The following is a 13,703-nucleotide window of genomic DNA, read 5'->3' on the forward strand; positions in this document are numbered from 1 at the left end:
GCGTAGATGCGGGAGGCGGCTTTAGCTGAAAAAGTGCTGACGCAGATGCGTGATGAGTCACAAATTTGCAGAAGGGAAAAGCGTGAAGGGCAGGTTCGGATGAGCCTGCCCGGAGAAGATTACAGCGCGAAGAACTGGTAGGTCGTGGCAGATTTGTACGTCTGGCCCGGTTTAATCCAGCAGCTTGGCTGCGGCCAGGTCGCATGGTTGGGGCTGTCCGGCAGAAATTCACTTTCCAGCGCAACGCCGCTGTAGCTGGCATATTGGCCGCCGCTACGGTTTGGCGTGCCACCGAGGAAGTTGCCGCTGTACAGCTGCACTGCCGGTGCCGACGTGAACATCGTCATTTTTACTTTGCCATCGGCTGACCACAAATGCGCAGCCGGATTTGTGCCGGCATTGCAGGTGCGGTTCAGCAAATACGCGTGGTCGTAACCTTTCACACGCTGCTGATCGCGATCGCTGAGGAAATCTTTCGCCAGCGTTTTCGGCGCATTGAAATTCATGCCGGTATTTTCAACGGGCGTCGGATCGGCACACGGGATCCCGTCGCTGTCGACCGGCAGGAAGCGGTCAGCAAACAGTTGCAGCTTGTGCTGTCGCGCATCGGTGCCTTCGCCGTCGAGATTGAAATAAGCGTGATTGGTCAGATTGACCGGGCACAGCTTATCCACCGTCGCTTCATAGCGGATTTCCAGACGGTTATCGCCGGTCAGCTGATAATGCACTTTCGCTGTCATATTGCCCGGATAACCCTGATCGCCGTCGGCAGAAAACAGCCCGAACGTCAGTTTCTGCGCGGTTTGCTCAAGAATTTTCCAGCGACGCGCATGAAAACCTTCCGGGCCGCCGTGCAGCTGATGTACGCCCTGATTGGCGACGACCAGATGCGGTTTGCCTTCAATCTCGAACTGCGAGCGGGCGATGCGGTTGGCGTAGCGCCCGACGGTCGCGCCAAGATAGGCGCTCTGATTCATATAGTCGTGCGGTGTCTGGCAGCCTAGCAGCAGTTCGCGGCTCGAGCCGTCAGCCAGCGGCAGCGTAAAGGATAACCAGGTCGCGCCCCAGTCCATGAATGTGGCGGTTGCGCCCGCCGCATTCTGTAGCGTCACCTGTTCAAACGGCTGGCCATCGGGCGCCAGCTGTGTGTTTTCAGGTTTTAACATATGCCAGCCCCCTGGGAAGCGGTGCAAACGTAGAAGGTTTCTTTCAGGCCGCTGTGGGCGTGATATTGCTGCTCAACGGCGTGACGGACTTTGTCTACCATCTCTGTCGGAACGAGTGCCACGATGCAGCCGCCGAAGCCGCCGCCGGTCATGCGCACGCCGCCTTTATCGCCAATCACTTCTTTGACGATTTCGACCAGTTTGTCGATTTGCGGAACGGTGATTTCAAAATCATCGCGCATGGAGGCGTGAGATTCCGCCATCAGTTCGCCCATGCGTTTCAGGTCGCCGCTGGCCAGTGCGTCAGCCGCTGCCAGAGTACGATCGTTTTCCGTGATTACGTGGCGTGCACGGCGTGCAACCACCGGATCCAATTCATCCTGAATGGAGAAGAACAGGGCAGGGTCCACGTCGCGTAAGGCTTTCACACCGAAGAAGCGGGCGGCCACTTCGCACTGTTCGCGGCGGGCGTTGTATTCGCTGTCAACCAGACCGCGTTTCACGTTGGAATTGATGATCACCACGGCTGCGTTTTCCGGCATAGACACCGCGCGGGTTTCCAGAGAACGGCAGTCGATCAGCAGGGAATGGTTTTCTTTGCCGAGGGCAGAAATCAGCTGATCCATAATCCCGCAGTTGCAACCGACGAACTGGTTCTCGGCTTCCTGACCGTTCAGCGCCAGCGCCACGCCGTCCAGCGGCAAATCATAAAGAGATTTCAGCGCCTGGCCGACGGCGACTTCCAGAGATGCAGAAGAACTCAGCCCTGCGCCCTGAGGCACGTTGCCGCTGATCACCATGTCTGCGCCGGAGAAATCTTTATTACGCAGCATCAGATGTTTCACCACGCCACGCACGTAGTTGGCCCACGGATGCGCGTCACTGTGCAGGATCGGTTCGTCGAGAGAGAACGTATCTTCCTCGTTGTCATAATCGGCGGCGATCACGCGGATCACGCGGTCGTTGCGCTGTGCGCAGGCGATCACCGTTTCATAATCGATGGCGCAGGGCAAAACGAAGCCGTCGTTGTAATCGGTATGTTCGCCAATCAGGTTAACGCGACCCGGCGCTTTGATGGTGATCGTGGCAGGGTAACCGAATTTGTCGGCAAAGATTTCCAGGGTTTTGGTTTTCAATTTCATTATTGTTCTCCGGCTTCACGATAGTGGATATCACTCACCGCCCGCAGACGCTCGGCAGCTTGTTCCGCCGTCAGGTCGCGTTGGGTCTCAGCCAGCATTTCGTAGCCGACCATAAATTTGCGAACCGTGGCTGAACGCAGCAACGGCGGGTAGAAATGGGCATGCAGCTGCCAGTGTTCGTGGTCGCATTCGGTGAACGGCGCGCCGTGCCAGCCCATGGAATACGGGAAAGAGCACTGGAACAGATTGTCATAGCGGCTGGTCAGTTTTTTCAGCGCCAGCGCTAAATCACTGCGCTGGGCATCGGTCAGCCCGGTAATGCGCTTAACGTGAACTTTTGGCAGCAGCAGCGTTTCGAACGGCCACGCCGCCCAGTAAGGCACCACGGCCAGCCAGTGTTCAGTTTCAACCACAGTGCGGCTGCCGTCTGCCAGCTCACGCTGCACGTAATCCACCAGCATTGGCGAACCTTGTTCGTCGAGATAAGTGCGTTGCAGCTGGTCTTCGCGCTCGGCTTCATTAGGCAGGAAACTGTTCGCCCAAATCTGGCCATGCGGATGCGGGTTAGAGCATCCCATCGCCGCGCCTTTATTCTCAAAAACCTGCACCCACGGATAGGTTTTCCCTAAATCCGCGCTTTGCTCCTGCCAGGTTCTGACGATTTCCGTCAGGGCTTCTACGGAAAGCTGCGGCAGCGTTTTGCTGTGGTCCGGCGAGAAACAGATAACCCGGCTGGTGCCGCGTGCGCTCTGAACCCGCATCAGCGGGTCATCGTTTTCCGGCGCAAACGGCGTGTCCGGCATCAGCGCCGCGTAATCGTTGGTGAACACGAAAGTGCCGGTGTATTTCGGGTTCACATCGCCCGTTACGCGGGTATTGCCCGGGCAGAGAAAACAGTCCGGATCGTGCGAGGGCAGAACCTCCTGCGAAACGGCTTCCTGCTGGCCCTGCCACGGGCGTTTGGCCCGGTGCGGGCTCACTAAAATCCACTGATCGGTCAGCGGATTGTAGCGGCGATGTGGATGATCAATCGGGTTAAACGTCGTCATAAACTTTCCTTGGTCTGCCTTAATCCGGGTAGCCCTGCGGGTTTTTCGATTGCCACAGCCAGGTGTCATTGGCCATGTCTTCCAGCGTGCGTGTCACTTTCCAGTTGAGTTCTTTGGCGGCTTTGGACGGATCAGCCCAGTAGGCTGGCAGGTCGCCCTCGCGGCGCGGTGCAAACTTGTAGTTCACCGGTTTGCCACAGGCTTTGCTGAAGGCTTCAATCACTTCCAGCACGCTCTGGCCGAACCCTGCGCCGAGGTTGTAAATGTGTACGCCCGCTTTGTTGTGCAGGGTTTTCATTGCGGCGATGTGGCCGTCGGCCAGATCGACCACGTGGATGTAATCGCGAACGCCGGTGCCGTCAGGCGTCGGATAATCGTTACCGAATACCGCCACAGATTCGCGGCGACCCACGGCCACCTGAGCAATAAACGGCATCAGGTTATTGGGCACGCCCTGCGGATCTTCACCCATCAGGCCAGACGGATGCGCGCCAACCGGGTTGAAATAGCGCAGCAGGGTAATGCTCCACTCCGGTTCAGCACGCTGCACGTCTTCGAGAATTTGTTCGACCATCAGCTTGCTGCGGCCATAAGGGCTGGAGGGGTTGCCGGTCGGGAAATCTTCGACATACGGGGTTTTCGGCTGATCGCCATACACCGTAGCGGATGAGCTGAAAATCAGGTTCTTAACGCCCGCAGCGCGCATTGCTTCAACCAGCACCAGCGTGCCGGAAACGTTGTTATCGTAATACGCCAGAGGTTTGGCGACGGATTCCCCGACGGCTTTCCAGCCCGCGAAATGAATCACGGAATGGATATGGTGTTCACTGAAGATCTTATCGAGGAGTGCGCGGTCGCGGATATCGCCTTCATAGAACAGCGGCGTTTTGCCGGTCAGCGTATTGATACGTTCCAGAACGCTGACTTTACTGTTGTGAAGATTATCCAGAATGATTGGCGTATAGCCCGCATCAATCAGTTGCACGCATGTATGGCTACCAATGTAACCGCTACCACCTGTGACTAAGACGTACATAATCGCTCCTCGATGATTATCATGATGCAACGATAACACGCTGCAAGGCTGAAAAAGGTGATCCATCCCCAATAAAATGGAATCGCTTACACAAACAGTTTACCACCTTTCAGTGCCGCTATACAGGTGCTGTGCGCCGCACAGAAAGCCTGCGGGAGCGTGCCGGAAGCCAGAAATACCGCTAAGTGTAATCGCTTACATTTTGTGGTGTGATTTACTCACCGCAGACTTTTGCGTCATTTTTCAGACTCCAGCCGGAGGGAAAGCCGACATTTTATCCAGTAACCAGTGACGCAGGATCCCGATATCCTCGCGTGTGCTTTTCTCTTTTGTGGTCACCAGATAATAATTTGCACCGGGGAGATGGTGCGGGAAGGGAACGGTGAGGATGCCTTTTTCAATGAAATCCCGCGCCAGCAAACTGCTGACAATCGCCACGCCCTGGCCGGCAATCGCAGCCTGAATTGCGTGAGTTTCATCGGTAAAACGCAACCCGTTGTCGATGTTGAGATCTTTCGGGCCGAAATGCGCACGCCAGTTTTCCCAGTCCGGTGAAGGGCGGGGAATGTGACGATTCTCAACATGAAACAGTGTGACGCGCGTCAGGTCTGCCGGGTTTTTCAGCGCCAGCGCCGGGCTGGCGACCAGAATAAACGTGTCGTGATAAAGCAGTGTGGAATTCAGCGACTCATCGGCAGATTCGCTGTAACGGATCGCCACATCCACGGTATTACGCGTTAAATCCACCAGTTCAATGCCGGTATGCAGCCGCAAATCCATCGCCGGTGCTGCCTGTTTTAAATCCGCCAGCCGCGGAACCAGCCAGTGCGTCAGAAAATTCGAGGTGGTCGTCAGCGTCAGCGCAGGCGGTAATCCTGCGTGATGAATTTCTTCCACGGCAGCCTGTAAACCGGCAAAAGCCTGGCGCGTTGCCTGCCGCAAAATTTGCCCGGCGGCGGTCAGCTTCACCTCGCGGGCGCTGCGTTCAAAAACGGCAGTGCCCAGCGCCTCTTCCAGAACACGGATCTGGTGACTGATCGCCGTAGCCGTCACACCGATTTCTTCGGCAGCGCGTTTAAAGCTGGCCTGCTGTGCCACCGCGTCGAACGCTTTCAGTGAACCCAGAGGCGGTAAGCGGATTTTCTTCATGATGAGTTATTTTCATCCGTGGCTGAAATCTATGACTTTGAGTCTCCTAAAATAGGCGGTGTAAGCTCCTTTATCAATACGATGAGGATGAATAACGTTCATCCTGATATAGCAAGGTTTCGGTTAAGGAGTTCTGTATGTCTGCCATTAATTTCCGGGTGCCAGCGCTGGCCTTTTCGCTCGGCGCTTTATTTATTCTGTCGCTGACCATGACGCTGCTGGGTGTGGTGCATCAGGGGCTGGACACGCCGCTAACGCACAGCTTTGCGGGCGCGGCGGCTATATTTTTCACGTTGTTTATGATCAGCGAGCGTTATAACCCGCAGCCGCTTTTGCCGCAGACCTTGCGGGTTTGCACCGAATTGCAGATAAGCCTCTGGACCAGCGTTTTCTTTGCGGCCCTTTGCGTACCGGCTTTCTTCCTGCTGGCCTGGCTGCTGAAAAACAGTTACGGGTTTGGTCTGCTGCAAATCCTCCTGAGCATTGCCCTGATCTTGCTGATGGTCCGGGCGGGCCATGCGCTGGGAGAAAAGGTTCCGGCCGAATTCACCCGCGATAAACGCCTGCTTCTGGGCTTTACGCTGGCCGCCGCCGGTACAGGGATGATTGCTGTGATGCAGGAAGGTTGCGCGTTCTGGCTGGCGCCGCTGCCCGCGATGATCCTCAGCGGTGTGGGGCTCGGGATGGTGAATCACGCCAGAAATATCAGGTTGCAGGTGATTGCGGCGCAGGGAAGATGGCTCAACGGCGTGGCGCTCATCGCCAGCACTGTGGTTACACTGGCGTTGCTGACAATGATTGTGACGATTTATCCGGGCTATGCGGGACTGGAAAACGGGTTCACGCTGTTGGGGATTTTTGCCCTGGCGGGCATGGTGGTGGCGCTGATGGCCGAGGCGTAAAACCGCCCTCCATGAACCGGAAGGCGGGTGAAAAATCAGAGCGCGTCAATCTGATAACGGTAGATATCGCTTTCAGGGATAAAGCTCAGGCGGTGCGTGATGCACTCCGGCGCATCTTCCGCGTGATGCGAAACGAACAGCAATTGGGTGTCGCCTTCACCAATCAGAATATCGACGAAACGACGCACCAACTGGCGGTTTATCGGATCCAAACCCTGTAACGGTTCGTCGAGGATCAGCAACGCCGGATGTTTCACCAGTGCGCGGGCAATCAGCGCCAGACGTTGTTGCCCCCAAGACAGGCTGTGGAAGGGGGTATCACCGGAATTGCCGCCGAGGCCGAGTAATTCCAGCCACTGATTTGTGAGGAATCTCTGGCGATCAGAAACCGCCTGATAAATGCCAATCGAATCGAAGAATCCGGAGGTGATCACGTTGCGGACGCTGGTGCTGACGCGGTAATCCAGATGCAGGCTGCTGCTGACATAACCGATGTGGCGCTTGATGTCCCAGATGGTTTCACCGCTCCCGCGGCGGCGGCCAAACAGCGTCAGGTCATTGCTGTAACCCTGCGCGTGATCGCCTGTGATCAGGCTGAGCAGCGTCGATTTCCCTGCGCCATTCTGCCCGGTAATCTGCCAGTGCTGACCGTGATCAACCTGCCAGCTTAAGTTGTGCAGGATCGGTTTATCGTTGTATTGCACCACGCCGTCGCGCAGCACGATCAGCGGAGAATCTTGTGGCGGCGTAACGCGAGCCGTCGGATCTTCTGCTTCCGGCACTGCCATGCCGCTGAGGCTTTCGCTGTGCGCCAGTTGTGCGACCAGCGCATCGGCCATGACCTGTTCGCGCGGGCCGAAGGAGGCCAGCGTGCAATCCGCCAGCACACCGACGTTTTGCACAAATGACGGAATATCGTCGAAGCGGTTGAGCACCAGCACCATCGTCTGACCTTCGCCGGAAAGGGTTTCCAGCAACTGCGCCAGCTGAGCGCGGGCATTGACATCGAGCCCGTCGAACGGCTCGTCGAGCACCAGCAGATCTGGCCGCTGCATCAGCACCTGACACAGCAATGTCTTGCGGGTTTCGCCGGTGGATAAATATTTGAACCGCCGATCGAGTAATTTTTCGAGTCCAAACTGAGCGGCTAGGGCAGCGCAACGGGCAGGATCGCGCACTTCTTCCTGAATAATTTCCGCCGTCGTCCGGCCGGTATCGTCTTCCCCTTCACTCAGTAAATCGGTGTTATTGCGTTGCCATTCATCAGCGACCAGTTTCTGGAGTTGCTCAAACGACAGGCGAACGATGTGCGGAAAACTGTTTTCACGCGTCCCTTTCAGCAGGGTTATATCGCCCGCCAGTGCGCGGGCCAGCGCAGACTTACCGCTGCCATTTGAGCCGACGAATGCCCAGCTGTCGGCCTGATGAATACTGAGATCGGAAAGTGTGAGGGTTCGGGTATCGCTGAGGCGAAAAACGCCTTGCGAGATATGCAACGACATTCTGCTATCCCTTTGAATTTACCTTTTGATTGATAAATTAAGGGATAAGCGTTGCACTCTCTCAAGTCAATTGACAATTCTGCAAAATGTTAACGCTGATTCTGCAAGATTGTGATTTTTTTATCTTTTCAGCACAGTGTGGCGAGGATCACCTTGTCATCATCAAACTGCGCGAAGATGCTCTGGCCGGTTTTCAGTGCCAGACGGTCAACGTCGCTGTTGGGCACCGTGGCGCACAACGTTTCGCTGCTGGGTAATTTCACCAGCACTTCGCAGTTTTTCTCACCGCGCTGAATACTGATGACATCACCCTGCAGCGCGTTATGCGGATTTTCTGCCGTATAGCCGAGCGTGATCCACGGCGCTTTGATCAGCACCAGCACTTCTTTGCCCGGCGTCAGTGCCAGACGGTCGGCGCTTTGCTCGGTGATCGCCGCACGAATTTGCGTTTTGCCGTCGGCCAGCATGATGTCGATATGCTGCTGAACAACCTCGTGCGAACGGTCAATAACGTTGCCGAAAAACTGATTGCGGGCGCTGGTTTGCAGTGAGAAACGCGAAATCGCCGCAAGCAGGCTGTCGAGCGGCAGGGAGTCTTCTTTCAGTACATCAAAGGCTTTTTGCTGGATTTGCGCCAGCAGTTCATACAGCTGAATCAGGCGTTCGCCGTAAGGCGTCAGAACGGCGCCGCCGCCCCCTTTACCGCCGGTGCTGCGTTCAACCAGGGTCTGGTCTGCCAGCTGATTCATTTCATTGATAGCATCCCATGCGCTTTTATAGCTGATGCCTGCGAGCTTCGCGCCCTGACTGATTGAACCGGTATGTCGCACCTGTCGCAGCAATTCGATGCGGCGCGGATCGGCGAACAATCGCTGCTGGAGTTTAAGGGTTAAGAGAATTTCGGCTTGCATTGCAGCGTCCTTATTAGAATCATTATTCATTGTCGCCGCTAAACCCGCAGGCAGGCAAGTTGGCTAAATGCTAAAGTAATCACAGTCCCGTACTGTTATTATCCGCAACAGATTGATTTTTCGTTTTGACTTCAAGCACGAAGTCCAACAACGCCTTCGGGCCGTTCAGCCAGTTAAGTGAGGCTATCATGTTAGAATTATTAGAAAGTTTGCTTTTCGCTGCCATCATGGTACCGATTTTCATCGCGGTTATCCTGGGTCTGATCTGGGGACTGGGCGAAATTTTCAACGTTATTTCCAATGTCGGCCACTCTAAAGAGTCCCGAAATACCCCGATTGTAAAATGAGTTAAGGGGTTTAACCCGCTTTCCGAAGAGCCCGGCCATTGTGCCGGGCTTTCTATTTTCAGGGTGAGATCAAGAAACCGCAGGTTCTTAATGTCTGCGGGGATAAAACGGATGACATCATTTTTTTCGACGCTATATTGGTGCTTACATAACGTAACATCTACTTATAAGGAAGAAGAAAACTGATGAAAACTTCATGGGGCAAATTGTTAACCGCTACCGTCATGGTCGCCGGTCTGGGCGTTCAGGCTCAGGCTGCTGAAAAAATTACGGTCTTTGCCGCCGCGTCGCTGACCAATGCATTGCAGGATATCGCCACGCAATATCAGAAAGAAAAGGGCGTGCAGGTTGTCTCCTCTTTCGCCTCCTCTTCAACGCTGGCGCGCCAGATTGAACAGGGCGCACCGGCAGATATGTTCATCTCTGCCGACCAGCAGTGGATGGATTACGCCATCAGCAAGCAGGAAATTGTTGATAACACCCGTTACACCCTGCTGGGCAACGAACTGGTGCTGATTTCTGCGAAGAGCAGCAAAATCGATAAAGTCGATATTTCTGAAAAAACCGAATGGACCAAACTGCTGGGCGACAGCCGCCTGGCGGTGGGCGATCCCGACCACGTTCCGGCCGGTATTTATGCCAAAGAAGCCCTGCAAAAACTGGGTGCCTGGACCACGCTGGAGCCAAAACTGGCGCGCGCCAGCGACGTTCGTGCGGCAATGGCGCTGGTAGAACGTGAAGAAGCGCCACTGGGTATCGTTTATGGCTCTGATGCGGTTGCCAGCAAAAAAGTTAAAGTGGTGGGCATCTTCCCGGCAGCCAGCCACAAGCCGGTTGAATATCCGATGGCGATTGTGAAAGGCCACGAAAATGCGACTGTCAGCGGTTTTTATGATTATCTGAAAACGCCAGCGGCCGCTGAAATCTTCAGGAAATACGGTTTCACACCGCGAGGATAATCCGTTTATCGCCGAACCCCTTAAGTCATCCCTCCGGGGATGACTTCATATTTGTTCCACGTTGTTATGTAATATTAAAGCGCTGATCCTTTCCTGTTATCGCGAATGCAAAATGCCACGAGTACCCAATCTTGCGTCCCCCTGTGGCGGCTGATTAAAGGCTTTACCTTTTTTGCCGATATTTTATGTTTACGGCTTCACATTTTATTCAGGACAAATGAACCGACATGATGTTGAGTGAATATGAGTGGCAGGCGGTACTTCTCAGTTTGAAAGTCTCGAGCCTGGCCGTTGTTTGCAGTCTGCCGCTTGGTATTCTGATGGCGTGGATTTTGGTCCGCTGCCGCTTCCCCGGCAAATCCCTGCTCGACAGCATTATCCATCTGCCGCTGGTATTACCGCCGGTGGTCATTGGTTATTTGCTGCTGGTGGTGATGGGGCGACGCGGTGTGGTGGGGCAGTGGCTCTATAACTGGTTCGGCTTCAGTTTCAGTTTCAGCTGGCACGGCGCCGTGCTGGCGTCCGCCGTTGTGGCGTTTCCGCTGATGGTGCGGGCTATCCGCCAGTCGCTTGAGGCTGTTGATCCCAAACTTGAGCTTGCCGCCCGGACGCTCGGTGCGTCGCCGTGGCGGGTATTTTTCACCATCACGCTGCCGCTTTCGGTGCCCGGCGTTATCGTCGGCATCGTGCTGGCCTTCGCCCGCTCACTGGGTGAATTTGGCGCGACCATCACGTTCGTTTCCAACATTCCGGGGGAAACGCGCACCATTCCGCTGGCGATGTATACCCTGATTGAAACCCCCGGCGCAGAAAGTGCCGCCGCACGGCTTTGCGTGCTGGCGATCCTGCTGTCTCTGGCGGCGTTACTGATTTCTGACTGGCTGGCAAAACGCAGCCGCATACGGCTGGGAGGCTGAAATGCTTGAACTCGATTTCAGCCAGAAGCTGGGCGACCTGGATTTACAGATTTCACAGGAACTGCCCGCACAGGGCATCACCGCGATTTTCGGTTTGTCCGGCGCGGGAAAAACGTCCCTGATCAACGCCATCGGCGGGCTGACCAGACCGGACTCAGGGCGTATCGCGCTCAACGGGCGAATTTTATCCGACACGCAGAACAACATTTTTCTGCCGCCGGAAAAACGCCGCGTGGGGTATGTTTTTCAGGATGCGCGCCTCTTTCCGCATTATCGCGTGCAGGGAAATCTGCAATATGGCATGGCGCCGTCGATGCGCGGCCAGTTCGACAGCATCGTCCGTCTGCTGGGTATCGGCGCTTTGCTTGATCGTTTCCCGCTGACGTTGTCTGGCGGCGAAAAACAGCGCGTGGCGATTGGCCGTGCGCTGCTGACCGCACCGGAAATTCTGCTGATGGACGAACCGCTGGCAGCGCTGGATCTTCCGCGTAAACGCGAGCTGATGCCCTATCTGGAGCGTCTGGCGCAGGAAGTCAGCATTCCGATTTTGTATGTGACGCACAGCCTGGATGAGATTCTGCGTCTGGCGGAAAAAGTGATGGTGCTGGACGCCGGCAAAGTGCTGGCGATGGGCGCGCTGGAGGAAGTGTGGGCGAGCAACGTCATGCGTCCGTGGCTGCCGAAAGAAGAGCAGAGCAGCGTGCTGAACGTCAGCGTGCTGGAACATCATCCGCGTTACGAAATGACGGCGCTGGCGATTGGCGACCAGCGTTTATGGATCAGTAAAGTGGAAGAGGCGCCCGGCACGCCGCTGCGCGTGCGCGTGAATTCCACCGACGTTTCGCTGGTGCTGCAACCGACCGCCAACAACAGCAGCATCCGCAATATTTTGCCCGCGAAAGTGCTGGAATGTCTGGACGTGGGCAATCAGGTGGAAGTGAAACTGGCGATGGCCGATCACATTCTCTGGGCACGCATTACGCCGTGGGCGCGCGATGAACTGATGGTGCGTTCAGGCCAGTGGTTGTATGCGCAGATTAAAAGTGTGTCGGTGAACCGTTAAGCTTTTGACGCGTGATACAGCGCCAGAACTTTTTCGGCGAATTCGTCATCGATAATATAGAAATAACACTCCGGCACATTCAGCACGCGGGCGAAATGACACATGGTGTCGAAGTTCGGGCTGTAGGTGCCGTTTTCATATTGTGAAACCCGCGAACGCGCGGTGCTTTCATCAATTCCCGCCATAACGCCGAGTTTTTCCTGCGTCAGTTTCGCCTTTGTTCGGGCAGATTTCAGTCTGTATGAGATCATCGTCAATAACCACAAAAAGAGTATTGACGTTATGTTTAGCATTACTTAACATTATTGTTGTTTAGAGTTACTAGACATTGTAAGGTGAAAGTGTAGTTCACTTTCCTGAATGCCGTACAAACAACAAAGGATGAACGATGAGAATGGAAGATGACTGGCACCCGGCAGATATCATCGCCGGGTTACGTAAGAAAAGAACCACGCTGGCGGCGGTATCGCGGGAAGCCGGTTTAGGTTCCTCGACGCTTGCAAATGCGCTGGCACGTCCGTGGGCAAAGGGCGAAATGATTATCGCTAAAGCGCTGGGCGTGCCGCCGTCGGCTATCTGGCCGAGCCGGTATTTTGATGCACAGATGCGGTCAATTCCGCGCTGCATACGATCCGTGAAAATCAAACCCGAATTAAAGACCGACTGATGATTTTGTGGCAGAAAAAACGCCTTCCTCTGTAGCAGGGGAAGGCGCGAAAAGGCGCAGGGATTATTTCAGGACTTTCGTGCGGATAACTTCTGCAATGCCCGGCGTTTCGTGGTCGCCAATGACCAGCGCCGCGCGTTCTTTTATCGCATCCGCCGCATTGCCCATCGCCACGCCCAGACCGACATTTTCCAGCATGCTCAGATCATTGTAGTTATCGCCGAACGCGACCACATCCTGCATGCTCATCCCCTGAGATTCGACCCATTCCTGCAAGCGACGGCCCTTGCTGTTGCCGCCTTTCGCCACGTCTACCTGATCGTGCCACGACCATTCGCAGGCCAGACCCAGATCGTTTTCCACCTGTGCGGCAAACGTATGCAGGGCATCAAGATCCTGATGCGACGTGGCGAATTTCCAGATGGACTGCGCCTCGTCTGCGGCTTCACGCAGGCTGTTCACCTGAACGATATTCGGACGCTGATGTTCCGGCAGGCTCTGACCCCAGGCAATCGAACGGGTCACGTGGCCGCTGGGTTGCTGATACAGCATTGCATCATCGACATACAGCAGGCCGTGAATGCCGTGATGATCCAGCAGGTCGATGACTTTTTTAGCTTTCACGCTGTCGAGCGGATCGGAAGTTAATACCTTACGTGCCTGATAATCATACAAATAAGTCCCGTTACAGCAGATAGCAGGTGTATCGAGTTCCAATGCCTGATAAAACGGATGGATTGCCACATGATGGCGACCGGTGACGACAACCACTTTAATGCCTTGTGCGCGGGCATCGGCCAGCGCAGCAAGGGATTCAGGAAGAATACGTTTTTGACGGTCCAGCAGCGTACCGTCGAGATCGAGCGCAATAATGCGATAAGTCATGAGCAGTC

At 55.2% G+C, this 13,703-nt stretch carries 16 protein-coding genes; 6 read left to right on the forward strand and 10 right to left on the reverse strand.

Annotation, left to right across the window (positions count from 1 at the left end; genetic code table 11):
* Positions 1–119: 119 nt before the first annotated feature.
* The 5 genes from galM to KWG64_RS01380 all read right to left on the reverse strand — a co-directional run bounded on the left by galM (position 120) and on the right by KWG64_RS01380 (position 5,542).
* Positions 120–1,166 (reverse strand): galactose-1-epimerase, encoded by a 1,047-nt coding sequence (gene galM, locus KWG64_RS01360; RefSeq protein ID WP_218520694.1) that lies wholly within the window; start codon positions 1,164–1,166, stop codon positions 120–122.
* Entirely contained in the window at positions 1,160–2,308 is a 1,149-nt protein-coding gene (gene galK, locus KWG64_RS01365; protein WP_218520695.1) for a galactokinase, read from the reverse strand. The genes galM and galK overlap by 7 nt, the downstream gene beginning before the upstream one ends.
* Complete coding sequence (gene galT / locus KWG64_RS01370; protein WP_218520696.1) at positions 2,308–3,357, reverse strand: galactose-1-phosphate uridylyltransferase; 1,050 nt, start codon at positions 3,355–3,357, stop codon at positions 2,308–2,310. The genes galK and galT overlap by 1 nt, the downstream gene beginning before the upstream one ends.
* Positions 3,358–3,376: 19 nt before the next feature.
* Entirely contained in the window at positions 3,377–4,393 is a 1,017-nt protein-coding gene (gene galE / locus KWG64_RS01375; RefSeq protein ID WP_195814154.1) for a UDP-glucose 4-epimerase GalE, read from the reverse strand.
* Positions 4,394–4,636: 243 nt separating this feature from the next.
* Positions 4,637–5,542, reverse strand: a complete 906-nt coding sequence (locus KWG64_RS01380; RefSeq protein ID WP_218520697.1) for a LysR substrate-binding domain-containing protein — start codon at positions 5,540–5,542, stop codon at positions 4,637–4,639.
* A 137-nt stretch (positions 5,543–5,679) separates the two neighbouring features.
* Between KWG64_RS01380 and KWG64_RS01385 the strand changes: the two genes are divergently transcribed.
* On the forward strand, positions 5,680–6,444 hold the full coding sequence (locus KWG64_RS01385) for a hypothetical protein (protein ID WP_218520698.1): 765 nt from the start codon (positions 5,680–5,682) through the stop codon (positions 6,442–6,444).
* A 35-nt stretch (positions 6,445–6,479) separates the two neighbouring features.
* Here the strand turns inward: KWG64_RS01385 and modF are convergent, their stop codons facing one another.
* The 3 genes from modF to KWG64_RS01400 form a co-directional block, all read right to left on the reverse strand.
* A complete protein-coding gene (gene modF, locus KWG64_RS01390) occupies positions 6,480–7,946 on the reverse strand; it encodes a molybdate ABC transporter ATP-binding protein ModF (RefSeq protein WP_218520699.1) in 1,467 nt (488 codons plus the stop codon).
* A 128-nt stretch (positions 7,947–8,074) separates the two neighbouring features.
* Complete coding sequence (modE, locus tag KWG64_RS01395; protein WP_218520700.1) at positions 8,075–8,857, reverse strand: molybdenum-dependent transcriptional regulator; 783 nt, start codon at positions 8,855–8,857, stop codon at positions 8,075–8,077.
* 79 nt (positions 8,858–8,936) lie between these two features.
* On the reverse strand, positions 8,937–9,101 hold the full coding sequence (locus KWG64_RS01400) for a hypothetical protein (RefSeq protein WP_195814345.1): 165 nt from the start codon (positions 9,099–9,101) through the stop codon (positions 8,937–8,939).
* Here KWG64_RS01400 and KWG64_RS01405 point away from each other — a divergent pair.
* The 4 genes from KWG64_RS01405 to modC all read left to right on the forward strand — a co-directional run bounded on the left by KWG64_RS01405 (position 9,046) and on the right by modC (position 12,143).
* Positions 9,046–9,204 carry an AcrZ family multidrug efflux pump-associated protein gene (locus KWG64_RS01405; protein WP_152325463.1) on the forward strand — a complete coding sequence of 53 codons (159 nt, stop codon included), beginning with the start codon at positions 9,046–9,048 and terminating at the stop codon, positions 9,202–9,204. The genes KWG64_RS01400 and KWG64_RS01405 overlap by 56 nt on opposite strands.
* 185 nt (positions 9,205–9,389) lie before the next feature.
* Positions 9,390–10,163: a molybdate ABC transporter substrate-binding protein gene (gene modA, locus KWG64_RS01410; RefSeq protein WP_195823510.1), complete on the forward strand. Its 774-nt coding sequence runs from the start codon at positions 9,390–9,392 to the stop codon at positions 10,161–10,163.
* A gap of 227 nt (positions 10,164–10,390) precedes the next feature.
* On the forward strand, positions 10,391–11,080 hold the full coding sequence (gene modB, locus KWG64_RS01415; protein WP_104922867.1) for a molybdate ABC transporter permease subunit: 690 nt from the start codon (positions 10,391–10,393) through the stop codon (positions 11,078–11,080).
* Between the two features lies 1 nt (position 11,081).
* Positions 11,082–12,143, forward strand: a complete 1,062-nt coding sequence (gene modC, locus KWG64_RS01420) for a molybdenum ABC transporter ATP-binding protein ModC (protein WP_195814148.1) — start codon at positions 11,082–11,084, stop codon at positions 12,141–12,143.
* Here the strand turns inward: modC and KWG64_RS01425 are convergent.
* On the reverse strand, positions 12,140–12,394 hold the full coding sequence (locus KWG64_RS01425) for a helix-turn-helix domain-containing protein (RefSeq protein WP_195814147.1): 255 nt from the start codon (positions 12,392–12,394) through the stop codon (positions 12,140–12,142). The two genes, modC and KWG64_RS01425, sit on opposite strands and share 4 nt — an antisense overlap.
* Before the next feature lie 143 nt (positions 12,395–12,537).
* Between KWG64_RS01425 and KWG64_RS01430 the strand changes: the two genes are divergently transcribed.
* Positions 12,538–12,810 carry a helix-turn-helix transcriptional regulator gene (locus tag KWG64_RS01430; RefSeq protein WP_218520982.1) on the forward strand — a complete coding sequence of 91 codons (273 nt, stop codon included), beginning with the start codon at positions 12,538–12,540 and terminating at the stop codon, positions 12,808–12,810.
* 63 nt (positions 12,811–12,873) lie between these two features.
* Here the strand turns inward: KWG64_RS01430 and KWG64_RS01435 are convergent, their stop codons facing one another.
* Positions 12,874–13,695, reverse strand: a complete 822-nt coding sequence (locus tag KWG64_RS01435) for a pyridoxal phosphatase (protein ID WP_218520701.1) — start codon at positions 13,693–13,695, stop codon at positions 12,874–12,876.
* Positions 13,696–13,703: the final 8 nt, after the last annotated feature.

The sequence above is a fragment of the Rahnella sp. PD12R genome (assembly GCF_019200965.1).
GTDB lineage: Bacteria > Pseudomonadota > Gammaproteobacteria > Enterobacterales > Enterobacteriaceae > Rahnella > Rahnella laticis.

Coding starts and splice junctions, on each gene's coding strand:
- KWG64_RS01435 (WP_218520701.1), bottom strand. CDS start 13,695: ATGACTTATCGCATTATTGCGCTCGATCTCGACGGTACGCTGCTGGAC.
- KWG64_RS01430 (WP_218520982.1), top strand. CDS start 12,538: ATGGAAGATGACTGGCACCCGGCAGATATCATCGCCGGGTTACGTAAG.
- galE (WP_195814154.1), bottom strand. CDS start 4,393: ATGTACGTCTTAGTCACAGGTGGTAGCGGTTACATTGGTAGCCATACA.
- KWG64_RS01380 (WP_218520697.1), bottom strand. CDS start 5,542: ATGAAGAAAATCCGCTTACCGCCTCTGGGTTCACTGAAAGCGTTCGAC.
- KWG64_RS01400 (WP_195814345.1), bottom strand. CDS start 9,101: ATGAAAATCGGTACCATGATGGCAGCGAAAAGCAAACTTTCTAATAAT.
- galK (WP_218520695.1), bottom strand. CDS start 2,308: ATGAAATTGAAAACCAAAACCCTGGAAATCTTTGCCGACAAATTCGGT.
- galT (WP_218520696.1), bottom strand. CDS start 3,357: ATGACGACGTTTAACCCGATTGATCATCCACATCGCCGCTACAATCCG.
- modF (WP_218520699.1), bottom strand. CDS start 7,946: ATGTCGTTGCATATCTCGCAAGGCGTTTTTCGCCTCAGCGATACCCGA.
- galM (WP_218520694.1), bottom strand. CDS start 1,166: ATGTTAAAACCTGAAAACACACAGCTGGCGCCCGATGGCCAGCCGTTT.
- modE (WP_218520700.1), bottom strand. CDS start 8,857: ATGCAAGCCGAAATTCTCTTAACCCTTAAACTCCAGCAGCGATTGTTC.
- modC (WP_195814148.1), top strand. CDS start 11,082: ATGCTTGAACTCGATTTCAGCCAGAAGCTGGGCGACCTGGATTTACAG.
- modB (WP_104922867.1), top strand. CDS start 10,391: ATGATGTTGAGTGAATATGAGTGGCAGGCGGTACTTCTCAGTTTGAAA.
- KWG64_RS01405 (WP_152325463.1), top strand. CDS start 9,046: ATGTTAGAATTATTAGAAAGTTTGCTTTTCGCTGCCATCATGGTACCG.
- KWG64_RS01425 (WP_195814147.1), bottom strand. CDS start 12,394: ATGATCTCATACAGACTGAAATCTGCCCGAACAAAGGCGAAACTGACG.
- modA (WP_195823510.1), top strand. CDS start 9,390: ATGAAAACTTCATGGGGCAAATTGTTAACCGCTACCGTCATGGTCGCC.
- KWG64_RS01385 (WP_218520698.1), top strand. CDS start 5,680: ATGTCTGCCATTAATTTCCGGGTGCCAGCGCTGGCCTTTTCGCTCGGC.